Genomic DNA, 16,446 nt, shown 5'->3' with positions numbered 1-16,446 from the left:
TCTCCGTTATTTTTATAAAATTGTATTGTAGGACAAAAATCTACAAAATCTCTGCCCCACTCATAATTAAAGTACTATTTTTTGAAAATTGGAAGAGCAACAAAACGATTTTGCTCATTGGTCCGTACTTGTAAGAGTATAGCTTTTCGCCCTAACTTTTGAGCATTCTTGATTGTATCCGTAATATCAGAGGCCTTTTTAACAGGTTTATTATTCACTGTCACAATAACATCGCCAGGGCGAATCCCCTTGTCTGCAGCATCTGAATCCGAGTCCACATCCGTTACAACCAATCCTACACCATCATCAGAAGGCGCAACAATTAACCCATAATCTTCCAATGTCTCATCTGAATCACCACGTTCATTTGAATATTTTGAACCCTCTTTTTTCCCGTCATCTTCAGGCATTGAAGCAAGCGTAACCTTGATTTTATCCTCCTTACCAGCTCTCCAAATCCCTAAGATTATGGTTTCTCCTGGTTTTATATTTGCAATACGCCTACCTAGATCACGAGAATCATTAATTTTTTCATCATTCAATGAAATAATAACATCACCTGCCTTAATACCAGCCTTTGCTGCAGGTCCTTTTGCCCGTCCTTTTAATGAATCTGTAACCAAAGCACCTTTTGCTTCTTTCAAACCTATCGAATCAGAAATTTCCTTCGTGACAGACTGTATCTGAACCCCTAGCCATCCACGCTGAACTGAACCTTCTTCGATAAGTTGTTGTACAACCTGTTTCGCTGTGGCCGCCGGAATAGCAAAAGCAATACCAACATTCCCACCAGAAGGAGAAAAAATTGCTGTATTAATTCCAATAACCTTGCCATTCAAATCAAAAGTTGGGCCACCTGAATTTCCTCTATTAACAGCAGCATCAATCTGAATAAAATCATCATAACTACCATTACCAATATCACGTCCACGTGCCGAAACAATCCCTGCTGTTACAGTTCCCCCAAGACCAAATGGATTACCAATAGCAACAACCCAATCACCAATGCGAAGCTTTGAATCATCACCAAAATCAACATAGGAAAATTTTCTTTTGTCATTTACTTTTAAGACTGCAATGTCAGTTTTGGGATCTTTCCCAATGAGCTTTGCATCCAATTCTGTACCATCATCGAGAACAACAGAATAACTTGTGCCTTCAGAAATTACATGATCATTGGTCACAATGTAACCATCAGATGAGATAAGAAAACCCGAACCAAAAGCTATACGATGCAGTCTATTTGAGCGCTGTGAAAACTTATTTTTAGGTTTATCAAAATCATAAAAATCTTTAAAAAACCTCTTTAAAGGATGTTGATCTGGTAATTGGTCTACTCCTGGAGCACTAAAAAAATTGCTAAAGGACCACTCTTCTTTCTGTTTATTGCCCTTTACTTGCACCGCTACAACTGCAGGTTTTACTTGAGAAACAATATCTGCAAATCCCTGCTGTTGTATTAATGAAGTAAATACAGAACTTGCATAAGCCGCTGTCGTGAATAAACTTGATCCACAACCACTAAAAAACAGTGCACTTTCCAACGCAGCAGAAAAACTTACTGCGGCTAATGTTTTAAAGAAAGTTTTTTTACCCATTTGGTATACGCTCCTATTCAATGATATTTTTATCCCAATGCCGATCCTTTATAGAACAACAGACCTTACCATTTTCTGTCTAAATTGTTAAAGTTTTGTAAGGTTTAAGTATACAGTAATAAAATCATGACCAATTTCAACGACATCAATTTTTTCATATATCGCCTCTTTTCGCTTTTTTTCTGCATTAGCATTTAAGATTAAGTATTTTTTGATTTGTATTGTCTTATCCTAAAAAATATCACACCTGCACTTATGAGAATTATGATCAAAGGAGACAGCCATAAAAACCAAGTTGTTTGATTAAATGGCGGTTTCAAGAGAATAAACGCACCATACCTTTCAACAAGAAAATCCATAACCTGTTGATTACTATGCCCCATTTTTAATCGTTCCCGAATTAAAAGACGTAAATCACGTGCTAGGAGAGTATCTGAATCATCAATTGATTGATTTTGGCAAACCGGACAGCGTAAATGTGATGAAATATCTCGTGCACGTGATTCAAGCACTGTATCCTGTAAAATTTCATCGGGCTCTAAGGCTATTACTGGCTGTAAAGGAAAAAACATATTTAAAAAAAATAAAATAGAAAACAATATTTTTTTCATTTGTGTAACTTTTTAAAAAATTTTATGCGAAAAGCATCTTGTCGCCCGATGCGAAAAAAATAACCTAAAAGAGAAAAACATCCTCCCATAGCCATCATCAATGCCCCTAACCACACACATATTATGTAAGGCTTCCACCATATATGCACAACAACTCCCCGATCATCTATACGCCCCGGTACAATATAAAGTTGCGATAAACCATGACTTTTAATACCAACTTCCGTCGTCGAGGTATTTTGACTTGAATAAAAGCGCTTTGATGCTGTTATATTACCCACTGTGTCTTTATTTTCATATATTGTAAAATGAAACTCCATTGCCGAATAATTCGGACCAACTCCATCGCGGACTCCATCTAAATGAAGAGTTTTCCCTGCTATCATTACCACATCTCCTATGTGCATATTTAGAATACGCTCTTGCGCAAAAGATGCCACACAAACAATGCCAAATAATGTAACACCTAATCCCGTATGCGCCATTGCCGCACCAAAAACCGACCATGGTAATCTCATAAATCTCTTAACCCGCACCCCCAAAGTTACTTTGTGATGCCCACTCTTCCCCCAAAAATCAGCTAAACTGCCTAAAAAAACAAAAGCTGAAAGTCCAATTCCTAAAATGGTAAAAATATCACGCAAAGAAGCTGCATAAAATGCGATAAAACAAGCTATACAGACTAACGCAAAAATAAACCACAGCCGTTCAAAGACTGCGAGTAAATCACCGTGTTTCCACGCTATCATTGATCCAAATGGCACCAAAAACAGCAATAACATCATTAAAGGCCCACAGGTAAGGTTAAAAAAAGTGGCCCCTACAGAAATTTTTTGCCCAGTTAATGCTTCAATAAAATAAGGATAGAGCGTACCAATCAATACTGTTGCTGCTATTGTTGTGAGTAACAAATTGTTTAAAACAATAAAACCTTCACGCGAAATTGGCTGAAAGATTTTTCCTGCTGTCAAAACAGGTACGCGTACAGCAAAAAGTAGTAAAGCTCCTCCTGTAAAAAAGAATAAAAGTGCAAGAATTGCACGTCCTCGTGCTGGATCAACAGCAAAACTATGAACAGAGATTAAAAGACCAGAACGAACAAGAAAAGTTCCCATAAGACAAAGGGAAAAAGTAAGAATGGACAAAAATAATGTCCAACTTTTCAATGTTTCCCGTTTTTCAAGCACAAGAGTAGAATGCAAAAGAGCCGTTCCTGAAAGCCAAGGCATAAACGAAACATTTTCCACTGGGTCCCAGAACCAATAACCACCCCAGCCTAGCTCATAATAAGCCCAATAGGACCCAACCATAATACCTAATGTCAAAAAACACCAAGAAAGTAAAAGCCACGGGCGAACCCAACGCGCCCAAAGTCTATCGACATATCCTATAATCAATGTAGCAACCGCAAAAGAAAAACAAAGTGAAAAACCAACATAGCCTAAATAAAGAAGCGGAGGATGAATTGCTAACGCAATATCTTGTAAAAGAGGATTGAGATCTTTTCCTTGCAATGCCGGTGGATCAACACGTAAAAATGGATTGGACATAAAAAGGATAAATAAAAGAAAAGCGCTCATCAACCAACTTTGGCATATTAAAATAAGTGTCTTCAATTGTTCTGGCAAATGCTGATTAAAGAACACTACTAATGTACTAAAAAAAGCGAGGCTTAAAACCCACAACAACATGGAACCTTCGTGGTTTCCCCAAACACCTGTGATTTTATAGAGCATTGGTTTTTCGGAATGAGAATTCTCAACTACATTCAAAACAGAAAAATCAGAGACAATATGGGCATGAACAACAATTAAAAAAGATAAGAATAATAAGATAAAAGTAATATAGGTCAGGGGCACGACTGTTTGCATTAGCAAACGCTCTCTCCACAAAACGCCTAAAGCAGGTAAAAAAGCCCCTAATAAACTTACTGCAAAGGCTGCAGTTAAAAAAATATGACCTAGTTCGATAAGCACAATCGAATTATTTCTCCACACTATGATGTTTTTTTAAACGATCAGCCGTTGCTTTAGACATATAGGTCTCATCATGTTTTGCTAAAATACGCGTACCTATAAAAAAGCCATGTTGATCAAAATATCCCTCTACGATAACCCCTTGTCCTTCACGAAAAAGATCCGGTAAGATACCATTGAAAATTACTTTTTGATGTTTTGTATTATCCGTTACAAAAAAAAGAACGCCCTTCTCTTCACTATATTCAACAGTTCCCTTTTTAACAAAACCACCTAAACGCAAAGGGTACCCTGTTAAAATATCTTTTCTTGTAATTTCAGAGGGTGTTCGAAAAAAACTTACCGTATTACGCATTGCATAGATAATAAGGCTTGTTGCAATTGCTATCACCAAACAACACGATAAAATGATCAGCAATCGATTTTTTTTCCGCTGCTTTAAAATAACTCTCAATGAAGAAGTGCTATGAAACGATTGATTATTCATAAACTATCTACGAAAATTCTTTTATAAATGTGGTGTATAAACATTGGATATTTCCATGCTTTATATTGTATAGAAGCTTGGCATATCTTGCATAGGGATGCAACTTTTATCCAATGTCTTTACCACGGAGAAATATCCTTCTTGATTTTCATAATCTAAATTGACTACAGTTACCTTTCTTAAGATTCTAATTGGGTGCATCACGTAACTGAATAATCATAGCTTCAACACGTGATCGTCCTGTAAAATCTTCAGGCATTGTATCAAGAAAATTTTGTAAAAACTGTACTGCTTGCGCAGATTTGCCTGTTTGATGAAGCGCTTCAGCAATTAATAAACGAGGATAAAAATCTTTTGGAGCTAAATCTACTGCTTTTTGAAAAACATTTTGTGCTTCTTGCGTAATCATACCTTCTTCATAGCCAACCAATGCCAATCCATATCCAACAAGTCTTGGAGCTGTTTCTCCATTCAAGCGCAACGCGTCTAAATAAATATTCACAGCATCCTGAAAATAACCTTCTTCGAGGTAACCTACTGCTAACGCATCTGCTAATTTGCCATCATAAGGGAAGCGCAAAAAAAGTGTTTGTAGACGAACAAGCTGTTCACGTTTATTGAGCGTTGTAGGGTCCTTATGCATGAGTTCATTAAAAAAATAACTTTTAACTTCTGGTTTGCCTGTAAAACCATAAATGCTCCATGTTATAAGAAGAACAAAAAAAATACTCAAAGCTTTAAGAGCGTGTCTCTTTTTATCTTGCGGATAAGTCTCCTCAGAATTAACCGCATACATATGGCTTCTACCATTATCAATGGCTTGAATTCTCAACTCTTTTTTTGTCCCATAATGATGAAGCGAAAAAAAAAGAATATTCGCTAGCAACATGAGAAAAAATGCTGCCAAAATGAATAAGAGCATGTCATTTTGTTACCAATGTGAAAATTAAAAAACTAACCAATTTTTCCCCCCTCCCCATTTAACAAAGATACTGATGATAGTCCCCCCTTTTCTTATCAAGAACATTGTGAATGTTTATCACTTATTTTTCTCATAACTATCAAGGGCAGCAAAACAAAATTTTACATTTTTATTGTAAACAGATACCCTTAGAATTTTAAAATAACTCTTGAAAACAATGCTATATGCTTATTTTTAATATGTTTCTTAGTAAAGAAAAAATAGTTTATCTTCTCCTTGGTAATACAACTTTTGCGCACAACCCTCCTAGGATAGAGCGTGATAAAAAAAGACTTCCACCATATTCATTGACCAGATCTGAAACAATCGCTAACCCTAAACCTGTCCCCGGCTTACTTTCATCAAACCGATGCCCTCTTTTTAACGCTTCATCAACTTTATCTTCTGTTAAACCCGAGCCATCATCCTCTACAAAGATACTAAAATATTCTGTTTTTTCAATATTTTCTTCTAAAAAACAGGAGATGAGGACTTTTGTATGAGACCACTGGGCAGCATTTTCAATTAAGTTTCCTATAATTTCCTCTAAATCTTCCCTTTCACCAGAAAAAACAATATCATCAACTTCCATAATAAATTCAAACTGTTTTTCAGGATTAAGCTTTGCCATAACCCTTACCAAACGATCAACCACCCTGCGAACAGATGTATGACAAACGATACTATCACATTGTGCTGCAATCCGCGCACGCTGGAGATAATGATTTATTTGGGCCTGCATTATTTGCGTTTGCTCTCTTAATAAAAAAGCTTGTTCTCCGCACATCTTATCAACCTCATTCATCATCACTGAGAGAGGTGTCTTCAATGAATGTGCAAGATTTCCAACCTGTGTGCGAAACCGTTCAATAATACGTTGATTATTATTAATGAGAGCATTCATCTCTTGTGCTAGCGGCATGACTTCACTTACTAAATCCGTATTCACATAATGAACTTTTCCTTCACGAATATCATTCAGTCCTCGTCGAATAAGCCTCAATGGTTGAAAACTAAAGAAAATAAGAGCAATATTGATAAGAACACTACCTATACCAAAACTCCAAAGAAAAATTTGTAAAGTCTGCTTAAATTCTTGCACTTGTGCATGAGCTTCATCGATATTCCCAACAAGACGAAAACGTGCAATATGATTTTGATTATCAAGAACAACATCACTCTCAATGACTTGTAGCTTCTGACCATTATCCCCCTCTATTCGATAAGAGCGAAAGAATTTGTTATCAAAAGGTACATCGATATCGCTGGGTGAAAATATCTTTCCCTCCCCTAGGGAAGGTGATGTTAATCTTCCTTTTAGATTATGTGATATTGCAACAACTTCCCAATACCATCCCGTTGTTGAATCAGAATAACGAATATCATCAATCCCAACACTTCCTCTTAAATTCCCTTCTGATGAAACCGTCACTGTTGCAATGAGACTATACAGATGAGCAGAGAGAATACGTTCTAGGCTTTGTTCACTTGAGCGCCTATAAAATAAAATACTGACTGCAGAAATTGATGAAAGCGAAATAACAACCCATAATGTTGAGAAAACCATAACGCGTAAACTAAGAGATCTACTAATGAAAAAAAATAGCTTCTGAAGTCGGTTATTTTTCTTTAAAACATTCATTGATCACCTAGCGTTCTCACGCGATAACCCATTCCTCGAATAGTCTCAATTAAATCTACTCCAAGTTTTTTACGTAAGCGTCCGACAAAAACTTCCACTGTATTGGAATCTTTATCAAAATCCTGATCATAAAGATGTTCAGTAAGTTCTGTTCTTGAAATTACCCTATCACAATGATGCATGAGATATGAAAGAAGTCTAAATTCGTAGGATGTTAATTTAATCAACTGATCGTCAACAAAAACACGAGAAGTCTTAGTATCCAATAAAACATTTCCGCAGCATAACATGCTTGTTGCATGTCCTGTTGCGCGACGAATTAATGCCCGCAAACGCGCCATCACTTCTTCCAAGTGAAATGGCTTAACAACATAATCGTCAGCACCTGCATCAATTCCACGCACCTTATCAGACCAGCGATCTCGTGCCGTTAATATTAAAATAGGCATGGTGCACCCTTCTTGGCGCCACTTTTCAATAATACGAATTCCGTCTATATGTGGCAAACCTATATCAAGCAACACAGCATCATAAGATTCTGTACTTCCTAAAAAATAAGCCTCTTCACCATCAAAAGCACTATCAGAAACATATCCCGCATTTTTTACGGCTTCCGCTAATTGATGATTGAGATTGCGATCATCTTCGGCAATTAAAATACGCATGATAACATCTATCAAACACTAATCGACAGGAACCACAACCTCAACACGGCGCAGTTTTTCACCGTTACGGGCTGGGACAACAACCACAATCATACACATATCTTTTCCATCCTGAACAACCGGTTTTGAACGCACCAATACCCCATTTTCTTGGGAAGCAACCTTTCTCCCCATCTCAGTACACTCAGCAGCTAAAACAGAATCCGCTCCTAAAAAAAATGCTATTGTCAAGAATAAGAAAACTTTTTTCATCATAGACACTTCATAATCTATTTTAAATGAATATAGAATGAACAATGATTTTGGTTTATTCAAAATCATACTAGGATAAAGATTTAATCTCTGTATAAAAAATCATAGGTCTATGGTACTTAAAATTTTTAAAATTTTAAACTAAAATCTTTTTAACAATTGTATAAAAATGCAAATAGAAAATTTAAAAGAAATATAAAAACTCTATACATAATTTTTAATAATTAAACTACCATCATTTTAAAAATAAACTCTTTCACTGCTAGAGCTATAGCAAAAAATTACGTTTGCTCCATATAGATTATTGTAGATTTGTTATTGCATTGCTTTGCCATAGGCTTTCTTTAAATGTTTGGTTTTTTTAAAAAAAAGAAAGAACAACAAGACAAGCCATTTCACAGCCCTGCACTTATTGAATTAGATGCACTGTTTGACACAGCAGTTTATCGTATCCGTTCTGCTCATAATTCCTTTTGGAACACAGCAAAAATTATCTCACAGTATTTTCATATTCGTGGATGGAAACGCTTTATAGTAGAGTTTCTTGATGAAATACTGACATTAGGATTAATTGCTTTTTCTCTTTTCACTATCGTTGGTATTTCTGTTTTTCAATTAACAAAAAAAGATTGGTATTTACCAAAAAATTTTTCCATTCTTTTTCTAGATCGTTATGGAAATCCCATAGGCCATCGTGGTGCATTACCAATTGTGTCTGTCCCCGTTGAAGAAATGCCCGATTATGTTATTAAAGCTGTTCTCGCAACAGAGGATCGTCATTTTTTTGATCACTGGGGGATTGACTTACAAGGATTAACGCGAGCAATCTCACAAAATATGCAAGCTAGAAGTGTGGTTCAAGGCGGTTCAACACTTACTCAACAACTAGCTAAAAATTTGTTCTTAACAAATGAGCGAACCATAACACGCAAAATCAAAGAAGCCTATCTTGCGCTTTGGTTAGAAGCAAATTTTAACAAAAAACAGATTTTGCAACTTTATCTTGACCGTGCATATATGGGAGGAAATAATTTTGGTATTGCAGCTGCTGCAAAATTTTATTTTGGAAAAAATATAAGCGATATATCCCTTAGCGAATCTGCTATGCTAGCAGGGCTTTTCAAAGCCCCAACAAAATATGCTCCTCACAGTCATCTGTTTGCGGCCCGAACACGTGCCAATGTGGTCCTTGCTAATCTTGTTAATAGCGGTTTTATGACGCAGAGCCAAATTATTAACGCTCATCGTCATCCTGCTAAGGCACTTACAAAAATAAAAAATACGCAACCCGATTATTTTCTTGATTGGACATTCAATGAAATCAAAAAAATGGGGGATCAACTTCCAAGCCATAATTTAATTATTCACACTACTCTTGATCCAGATATTCAAAAAGCAGCAGAAGAATCAATCGCATATTATTTACAGCAATATGGACAACAATATCGCGTTACACAAGCTGCTACTGTTATACTTGATAATAACGGTGCTGTATGTGCAATTGTTGGAGGAGTGGATTATAATAAAAGCCAATTTAACAGAGCAACACAGGGCGGCAGACAACCTGGTTCTTCATTCAAACCTTATGTCTACGCAGCCGCAATGGAACATGGTCTGTCTCCCTCAACAGTCGTCTTAGATGCTCCTATCAATTGGGGAGGCTGGTCACCAAAAAATAACTCTGGTCGTTATCTTGGTAAAATTGATTTGGCAACGGCTCTCGCTTTTTCCATCAATACCGTGCCTGTTTATCTTACTTATCAATATCTTAACCGTAATACAAAACCCATCATAGATCTTATCAAAAATATGGGAATTGAGGCACAGATTCTATCACACAAAACTATGGTTTTAGGCACATCCAATATGACGCCTATGGATCAAGCAACCGGTTTTAATGTTTTTGCCAATGGAGGGATAGCTGGGAATCGCCATGGTTTCACACAAATTCGAACAATAGATGGACATATCGTCTGGGACTTTGAGCATAACGGTAATAGACTCCATCGAGTACTCAGTGAACAATCAGCAGCTTATATGAACCAAATGATGGTTGGTGTTACAACACGAGGATCGGGAAAACGTGCGGCTCTCCCTATGACCCTTGTTGCTGGGAAAACTGGTACATCACAATCCTATCGCGATGCTTGGTTTGTTGGTTTTACCGGTAATTATACAGGAGCTGTATGGATGGGTAATGATAATTTTTCACCCATGAATCGTGCTTTTGGTGGCGGTATTCCTGCCATGATATGGCATCGCATTATGCTTTTTGCACACCAAAATATCATGCTTAAACAACTCTATGGTGTCAAAAATTCTCTCCTTCCTTATCATCCACAAACGCTTCCTTTCCACAATGATTCTGAATTTTCCCACCAAATACCCTATATGCTCTCATCTGAAACATTAAATATTTTACGTCTGATTCATGACGATCTGAAAAAGCTATCTGCATTCTCTTTGAGAAAAAAATTATCGGCGCTTCAAAATTTTGAATTCGAGATATCCTATAATGTTTATTAAGATTATAATTCCCTTTTTTATTTTTGCTTTTTCTATTTTATGTGGGATACTCAGTGTCAATTATATACTCAATTCCTTTAATTATTTTGGACGCTTCACAATTGGAGCTTGGAGTGCTTACCCTCAAGTGGGAACTCTCAATACAGACCCCTATACGCGGGCACGCGCTGCCAAACGAGGGGATATTTCAATGGGACACACAGAAGGGCTTATTTTTCAAATTTGGCAAGATAATCGCGGACGTCCACTACGTCCCTATTGCCATTACTTACTTAAAGGAAATATCCCTACAACCCGTCTCTTTACTCTTTATACAGCGGACAGATCACTCAAACCCTATACTTCATCCAAGAAAATACCTTTCGAACTTTATACCAACAATATTACCTATGAAAGTGATGGCACATTACGTATCAATATCTCACCAACACCCCAAACCGGTAATTGGCTTGCAACGGTTAGTCAAAAAGAATTCGGACTTATTCTCACTTTATATGATACCTCCATCATCTCTGCAACGCCATTGCAAAAGCTCACAATGCCCTCAATAGAACAAATCCCATCAGGACAAATAAATTGTGACTAGATTTATTCATACCGCACTTCTTGCAATCATTGGCGTTATTATCGTTCATATTTGTGTTCTTTTTCTGATCCCCACTTGGGCACAAAATAATATATGGACAAGCCTTAAAAAATCTGGAACCCCTTATCAATTTGTTGATTTTACTCCCGATAATCCTATTCAACAATCTGCTGATCCACTCTTTCTTCTTAAAGTTTGCAGATTTAATCTCGAAAATGGTCCTGTTCATTTAACAGCTTCGAAAACAACACAATTTTGGTCACTCGCAGCTTATACACAAACCGGAATTATTTTTTACAGCCTTAATGACCGAACAGCCCCTGATGCGGTACTCGATCTCATCATTGGAAAACCCATACAAATCATAGAGCTCAAACAGTCAAACTCTCAAAATAATAGAAATGCAATTTTGGTTGCTAAAAATTTGCAGAAAGGTTTTGCACTCTTACGTATCTTTGCCCCTTCTGACCTTGCCAAGAAAAAAAGCGAAGCCTTTTTTTCATCTGCATCCTGTCATATACTGAATGAATAAAAGTACAAGAACCTCTCATAGTATAAAGGCTTCTTTCTATAAAAAGAGCAAAAATATATTTCTCATTTCAACTTTTAAAAAACAAATTTTTTACTGAAATAAAAATCATTTACAAATGTTTGCCCTATTGAAACATAAATCCGCTACCTCAATACACAGAATAAGCCAATAGGTTGATTATAAATATAAAAAAGAATACGGTTTTTGTTACAAATAATCATATTATATTCGACAGAAAAACATTTCTTTATCCCCAAAAATCATAAATATAACTAAAAAGACTGTATAAACGGACTTATAGAAAACATACAGCTTGTTCGCTAAATCGATTTTTACATGATAACAATTCTTCTTATAAAATTAATGCGATACTATGGTAAACTATAAAGAAAGTGGCCATTTCCTTCAATGCGCTAACGAGAAATAACGACTAAATGAATAATGAATGAAGCATCACGTATCCTTGATCTTAAAGGAAAGTGCTTTATTTTTGTGTTATAATCAGAAGCTTTTGTAAAATATCGAATTAAAAAGATTATGCTTCTAGTCTATAGTTGAGGGGGAAAAAGCTTCATGAAGAAGGCATATGTTCGATTAATCTCAAGAGCAGCCGTATGGTCTCCTCGTTTTGGCGGATTGGCATTCTTTATTTTATTGTTTTCAATTCTTTTACAACGTTTTTCTGTAATTGATGTCATTGATTTCATCACTTTGATCATCGTCTCTGCTTTCTGTGTTATTGTCTCTCTTTTTCTCGCTATTAAAGCACTTCATAGTCTGTGGGTCTGTGGGGCTCTAGGGGGAATGAAAGCTTTAAAGGGAATTATTTATTCACTCATAACTGCAACACCATTGGTATTATTTTTTGGACTTTGGTTTACCTTACCTGCTCTTTACGATGTTTCTACCGATACACAAAGACCACCAGCTTTTTTTCGCACAATACGTCCCAGCGATGCTTTACCGCTCAAAAGTGTTTTGATCGAACAAGCAACATTACAGAAATCACAATGGCCAGAAATGTCAGGGCGCCGTTATGATGGCTCACCTGAACGTATTCGCGAATCCGTTCTCAATATTTTGGCTGCGTATGATTGGCCTATTGTAGCGCAACGAGAATTTAAAGGCGAAGAAAATGAGATTTATATTGAAACGAGAGCTAAAACTTTTTACCTTGGTTTCATTTCAGACATTGTGATCCGCTTAACTGATGAAGGTGCTACCACCTTTGTTGATATGCGTTCTGCTTCTCGTTATTTGCCAAGAGATTTGGGAACCAATGCTGCCTTTATTATCGATTTTATGGATGCCCTTGATACAGAAATCGCTTCACTTCCTCTTTCACAAGATGATGGATAACCATCAAGAGATATAAGGTACTTTATTTCATAAAAAAAGATTATTTTTCAATAAATTATTATAAAACTCATATCAAAGCATTATCATATAAAGATAATAAATAATCATTATTCATATAAATAACATATACAAAAAAACTGTCATAGAAAATAATATAGTGAATATAATGAACAAAAACGTTCTTAACAAAATTTTTTCCTAATTTCTTTTTTTCTATAACTTTTAGATTTATACTGTAAAAATATTGCATAGAAAAATATAAATAAAGCACCTATAGAAGATAATAATTCTAGAATAATACGAATAAGATCATTCATAAAAAAAATTCCAAATTAAATATATAATTTTGTAAAGTTATGCACCTAAACCTTCCTGTCAAGTTTGTAGACACATAATTATGCCTACAAGCTTGTTCATTTTAGAAATATCTGCTGATTTTTATATTAGCGATAACATCCATAGGGGCTGTATATCCCACACCTGTAACAAATCCTACTGCAGAGCCAACTCTTCCTCCTAAGAATAGACCTTCCACAGCACCCATTGGTCCTCCAACTGCCCCCATAAGTCCACCAATTACCACTCCCATATTATGTCCCATTGAAAATCCTGCAGAGAGATAATCTTCAACAGTACACCCAAGCTGTGATCCACTACTTGAAAAGTTCATTGATGAAATATTTGACCAACTATTAAAAATATCTTTCTCGCTATTTTCTAATAAATTAGAAACAGCATACCTTTAATTTACCTATTAATGCATTCATCTACCTTATGTGCACCAGACCAAAGCCCACCTGCTGCTGCGCCCTTTAGCCCTTCTTCGACCAATCCTGCTAGTGCACCTGGGGGACCAGCAGTTATAAAACCAGCACCTGCACCAACTAGTCCTCCGATAACTCCTCCTGCCAATGCACCGTGACCTGTATCATGAGTATAACCATCCATATCACAACTGTCAGAGTGAAACCAACTTGATGAATGTGAACTATTTGAATCATGTGATGAGCTTGAACTCCCCATTTTTAATCTCCTAATATCTATTTAAAAAACTGTATTACAATGGTACAGTGGAAATTTCATTATTATACTATATTAATAAATATCAAATAGAATGAGTAATAATACTATTTACAATACTGTTTAAATATGCGTCATCCATCGCTCTTTCTCTTAAACAAACATAAATTCAAATGGAGCACTCACAAGAAAAACCTGTAGCCTTCTCTTGGTTTACAAGAACAACAAAGAAATATATTTATTATGTCATCGAACTCAGTTGTGTGGCCATCGTTTTGCGTTTGCTGGGTTTGGTAATTTTTTTATTTTTCAAGCGATTATTGACCGTATTCTCCCTTTTCAGCGCTTTGAAAGTCTCTATGTTACGTTGCCTTGGTGGTTGCTAATCATGCTGTTTAGCACCACTCTTAGCACTCTATCAGGTTACCTAGATACTTATTTAGCCAATCGGCTTACGCTAGAGTTTGGACGGCGTATTTATATCCATCTTTTAAGCCTCTCTTTGCCCACTCTACGTCATTGGCAAGTGGGGGAATTGTTTTCGCGTATTGGGAGGTTGATATAATTCGCGGGTTTCTAACAGGAACCATCGCCACAACTGTCCTGAATATTCTGTTCGCAATTATTTATCTTGCTGCACTCTTTTCCATTAGTCTAAAACTTACCTTTATCGTCCTTATCATTTTACCCTTACAAATGGGCTCTTTGGCATTGGTCGGCCCCTTTTTACGCTGCCAATTACGCCGTACATTCACTCTGCAAGCCGCCCATAATCACGCCTTATTGAAAGCTTTACCAATCTTGAAGCCATCAAAGCACACGTAAAAGAACCTGCTCATACGATACGAATGCAAGAAACTTTAGCCCGCAGCCTCGATCAAAGTCTCACTACCGGTAAATTTCACCTTTTAAATAGGGCTTTAAGCCATATTTTTGGTGACCTTTTTACCATAAGAAGACCTTCTTATTCAATTGGATCCGCGTGAAGCTTTAAATGAGCGCGCACGTACCCAAGCCGATATCGCTCAACAGACCCTTCAAGGGCAAATTGCCGCTGCGATTTTAGCTGCCTTGAGTGAAAGAGATCCTTTGGATAAAGATTTTGTGACCAAAGGGCTTGCTTATTTGCAAATCTCTTTCTCTAGCAACAAAACAGCGAAAATGAAGGGAGAAAAGCTCATCCATACGATCCTTCAATCACTACAAGATAAAATAAAAACACTCAAAGCCCAAGCTGATCGTGTTACACGAAGCGGTGCTGTCCAATACGCACAATTAGATAGATTACGAGATGATCAGCAATTAAGCCAAGAAAAGCTTAAAGCTGCCAAAAGCTTGATGGAAACAAAAGTCATCAGCCATTCTCTTTATTTAGAACGTTTACATGACTTTAAAAATGTGGAACATGAAATTTTAGCCAATCAAAGACGCTTGGAAGAAAACAGCGCTGAAATAGAAGCTCTCCGCCCAACAAAGTCAAAACCTTATTTCTGATGAAATCACCCACTATCGGCAGCTTTCTCGTGAGACAGAACTCTCTCTGCAAAGATTAAAAGCCAAACTTGACAGCAGCCAATATCGTCTTGACCACTTATCACTTTACGCCCCTGTGGATGGACGCATTGACAATTTACATATCCATACTTTGGATGACTTTGTAGAAGCAGGTAAAACGCTCATGCGTATTGTCCCTGGCTCAGGTGAGCTCATTGTTGAAGCTTTCTTTGATAATCGAGATATTGTTTTTTTAGAAAAAGGCCAACATGCTTATATAAAATTTTCTGCCTTTCCACCTAAACGTTATGGTGTTATCTACGGTACCGTTATGAATGTAGGTGTAACAACGCGCCATGAGCAAGAAATTAACGGTGTTTATGCTGTTTTAATCAAAAGAGTTTAATTTATCCCTGGCATGACTCTAAAAGCTAATGTCATTATTTCAAAACGGCGTCTCATTTCTTATTTCTTTGAACCTATTACTAAAGTTTTAGAACAAACCCTAAAAGAAAGATAATCTGTATGAATGAAACTTCATCGCCCTCATTCATAGACCCAATAACGGCTTTGGGTGCTATGGTTGTTTTAATGCTTCAATCCCCCCTACACCGCCGCTGGCTAATCTGGGATATTGAACGAAACTTAGACCAGCTTTACAGACAGAGCAATACAAACTCTACCAAAATGAGCGTAGAGAGTTTTGTGCCTTTACCACTTGGGCTTTTTTAGATGAA

At 36.6% G+C, this 16,446-nt stretch carries 17 protein-coding genes and 1 pseudogene; 8 read left to right on the top strand and 10 right to left on the bottom strand.

Annotated elements, in window-relative coordinates:
* Positions 1-74 precede the first annotated feature (74 nt).
* From ABD909_RS00085 to ABD909_RS00050, 8 genes are all read right to left on the bottom strand, one after another.
* Positions 75-1,598: a Do family serine endopeptidase gene (locus ABD909_RS00085; RefSeq protein ID WP_345095907.1), complete on the bottom strand. Its 1,524-nt coding sequence runs from the start codon at positions 1,596-1,598 to the stop codon at positions 75-77.
* A 200-nt stretch (positions 1,599-1,798) separates the two neighbouring features.
* Positions 1,799-2,209, bottom strand: a complete 411-nt coding sequence (locus ABD909_RS00080; RefSeq protein ID WP_345095906.1) for a cytochrome c-type biogenesis protein — start codon at positions 2,207-2,209, stop codon at positions 1,799-1,801.
* Positions 2,206-4,185, bottom strand: a complete 1,980-nt coding sequence (locus tag ABD909_RS00075; RefSeq protein ID WP_345095905.1) for a heme lyase CcmF/NrfE family subunit — start codon at positions 4,183-4,185, stop codon at positions 2,206-2,208. The genes ABD909_RS00080 and ABD909_RS00075 overlap by 4 nt, the downstream gene beginning before the upstream one ends.
* Positions 4,186-4,192: 7 nt before the next feature.
* Complete coding sequence (ccmE, locus tag ABD909_RS00070) at positions 4,193-4,672, bottom strand: cytochrome c maturation protein CcmE (protein WP_345095904.1); 480 nt, start codon at positions 4,670-4,672, stop codon at positions 4,193-4,195.
* Positions 4,673-4,859: 187 nt separating this feature from the next.
* Complete coding sequence (locus ABD909_RS00065) at positions 4,860-5,594, bottom strand: tetratricopeptide repeat protein (RefSeq protein ID WP_345095903.1); 735 nt, start codon at positions 5,592-5,594, stop codon at positions 4,860-4,862.
* A gap of 265 nt (positions 5,595-5,859) precedes the next feature.
* The gene (locus ABD909_RS00060) at positions 5,860-7,275 is read right to left on the bottom strand and encodes an ATP-binding protein (RefSeq protein WP_345095902.1); all 1,416 of its coding nucleotides are present in this window, start codon (positions 7,273-7,275) and stop codon (positions 5,860-5,862) included.
* Complete coding sequence (locus ABD909_RS00055) at positions 7,272-7,940, bottom strand: response regulator transcription factor (protein WP_345095901.1); 669 nt, start codon at positions 7,938-7,940, stop codon at positions 7,272-7,274. The genes ABD909_RS00060 and ABD909_RS00055 overlap by 4 nt, the downstream gene beginning before the upstream one ends.
* Positions 7,941-7,958: 18 nt before the next feature.
* Positions 7,959-8,195, bottom strand: a complete 237-nt coding sequence (locus ABD909_RS00050; RefSeq protein WP_345095900.1) for a hypothetical protein — start codon at positions 8,193-8,195, stop codon at positions 7,959-7,961.
* A gap of 345 nt (positions 8,196-8,540) precedes the next feature.
* On the opposite strand from ABD909_RS00050, the gene ABD909_RS00045 reads away from it, so the two are divergent.
* The 4 genes from ABD909_RS00045 (at position 8,541) to ABD909_RS00030 (ending at position 13,195) form a co-directional block, all read left to right on the top strand.
* Complete coding sequence (locus ABD909_RS00045) at positions 8,541-10,718, top strand: transglycosylase domain-containing protein (RefSeq protein WP_345095899.1); 2,178 nt, start codon at positions 8,541-8,543, stop codon at positions 10,716-10,718.
* Positions 10,708-11,304 carry a DUF1214 domain-containing protein gene (locus ABD909_RS00040; protein ID WP_345095898.1) on the top strand — a complete coding sequence of 199 codons (597 nt, stop codon included), beginning with the start codon at positions 10,708-10,710 and terminating at the stop codon, positions 11,302-11,304. Before ABD909_RS00045 ends, ABD909_RS00040 begins: the two co-directional genes overlap by 11 nt.
* Positions 11,297-11,836: a DUF1254 domain-containing protein gene (locus ABD909_RS00035; RefSeq protein ID WP_345095897.1), complete on the top strand. Its 540-nt coding sequence runs from the start codon at positions 11,297-11,299 to the stop codon at positions 11,834-11,836. Before ABD909_RS00040 ends, ABD909_RS00035 begins: the two co-directional genes overlap by 8 nt.
* Before the next feature lie 573 nt (positions 11,837-12,409).
* Positions 12,410-13,195 (top strand): DUF1499 domain-containing protein, encoded by a 786-nt coding sequence (locus ABD909_RS00030; protein ID WP_345095896.1) that lies wholly within the window; start codon positions 12,410-12,412, stop codon positions 13,193-13,195.
* Positions 13,196-13,613: 418 nt separating this feature from the next.
* Here the strand turns inward: ABD909_RS00030 and ABD909_RS00025 are convergent, their stop codons facing one another.
* Both ABD909_RS00025 and ABD909_RS00020 read right to left on the bottom strand, forming a co-directional pair.
* The gene (locus tag ABD909_RS00025; protein ID WP_345095895.1) at positions 13,614-13,865 is read right to left on the bottom strand and encodes a hypothetical protein; all 252 of its coding nucleotides are present in this window, start codon (positions 13,863-13,865) and stop codon (positions 13,614-13,616) included.
* Positions 13,866-13,942: 77 nt separating this feature from the next.
* Complete coding sequence (locus tag ABD909_RS00020) at positions 13,943-14,218, bottom strand: hypothetical protein (protein WP_345095894.1); 276 nt, start codon at positions 14,216-14,218, stop codon at positions 13,943-13,945.
* 256 nt (positions 14,219-14,474) lie between these two features.
* Here ABD909_RS00020 and ABD909_RS00015 point away from each other — a divergent pair, with 256 nt between their 5' ends.
* The 4 genes and pseudogenes from ABD909_RS00015 to ABD909_RS08565 all read left to right on the top strand — a co-directional run.
* Positions 14,475-14,780, top strand: a complete 306-nt coding sequence (locus tag ABD909_RS00015; protein WP_345095893.1) for a 6TM ABC transporter family protein — start codon at positions 14,475-14,477, stop codon at positions 14,778-14,780.
* A gap of 407 nt (positions 14,781-15,187) precedes the next feature.
* On the top strand, positions 15,188-15,709 hold the full coding sequence (locus ABD909_RS00010; RefSeq protein WP_345095892.1) for a hypothetical protein: 522 nt from the start codon (positions 15,188-15,190) through the stop codon (positions 15,707-15,709).
* A gap of 115 nt (positions 15,710-15,824) precedes the next feature.
* Entirely contained in the window at positions 15,825-16,115 is a 291-nt protein-coding gene (locus tag ABD909_RS00005) for a beta-barrel domain-containing protein (protein WP_345095891.1), read from the top strand.
* A gap of 280 nt (positions 16,116-16,395) precedes the next feature.
* Positions 16,396-16,446 (top strand): annotated as a pseudogene (locus tag ABD909_RS08565) (toxin-activating lysine-acyltransferase); the annotation flags it as partial.

Source organism: Bartonella acomydis, from assembly GCF_039543025.1.
In the GTDB taxonomy this organism is placed as follows: domain Bacteria; phylum Pseudomonadota; class Alphaproteobacteria; order Rhizobiales; family Rhizobiaceae; genus Bartonella; species Bartonella acomydis.
Note: the sequence above shows the minus strand (reverse complement) of the source record. Positions and strands in the feature narration are given on the sequence as shown.

Excerpts from the sequence above, each read along its gene's own strand:
- ABD909_RS00040 (WP_345095898.1), top strand. The coding sequence starts at position 10,708 with ATGTTTATTAAGATTATAATTCCCTTTTTTATTTTTGCTTTTTCTATT.
- ABD909_RS00030 (WP_345095896.1), top strand. The coding sequence starts at position 12,410 with ATGAAGAAGGCATATGTTCGATTAATCTCAAGAGCAGCCGTATGGTCT.
- ABD909_RS00065 (WP_345095903.1), bottom strand. The coding sequence starts at position 5,594 with ATGCTCTTATTCATTTTGGCAGCATTTTTTCTCATGTTGCTAGCGAAT.
- ABD909_RS00025 (WP_345095895.1), bottom strand. The coding sequence starts at position 13,865 with ATGAACTTTTCAAGTAGTGGATCACAGCTTGGGTGTACTGTTGAAGAT.
- ABD909_RS00060 (WP_345095902.1), bottom strand. The coding sequence starts at position 7,275 with ATGAATGTTTTAAAGAAAAATAACCGACTTCAGAAGCTATTTTTTTTC.
- ABD909_RS00080 (WP_345095906.1), bottom strand. The coding sequence starts at position 2,209 with ATGAAAAAAATATTGTTTTCTATTTTATTTTTTTTAAATATGTTTTTT.
- ABD909_RS00050 (WP_345095900.1), bottom strand. The coding sequence starts at position 8,195 with ATGATGAAAAAAGTTTTCTTATTCTTGACAATAGCATTTTTTTTAGGA.
- ABD909_RS00055 (WP_345095901.1), bottom strand. The coding sequence starts at position 7,940 with ATGCGTATTTTAATTGCCGAAGATGATCGCAATCTCAATCATCAATTA.
- ABD909_RS00045 (WP_345095899.1), top strand. The coding sequence starts at position 8,541 with ATGTTTGGTTTTTTTAAAAAAAAGAAAGAACAACAAGACAAGCCATTT.
- ABD909_RS00020 (WP_345095894.1), bottom strand. The coding sequence starts at position 14,218 with ATGGGGAGTTCAAGCTCATCACATGATTCAAATAGTTCACATTCATCA.
- ccmE (WP_345095904.1), bottom strand. The coding sequence starts at position 4,672 with ATGAATAATCAATCGTTTCATAGCACTTCTTCATTGAGAGTTATTTTA.
- ABD909_RS00085 (WP_345095907.1), bottom strand. The coding sequence starts at position 1,598 with ATGGGTAAAAAAACTTTCTTTAAAACATTAGCCGCAGTAAGTTTTTCT.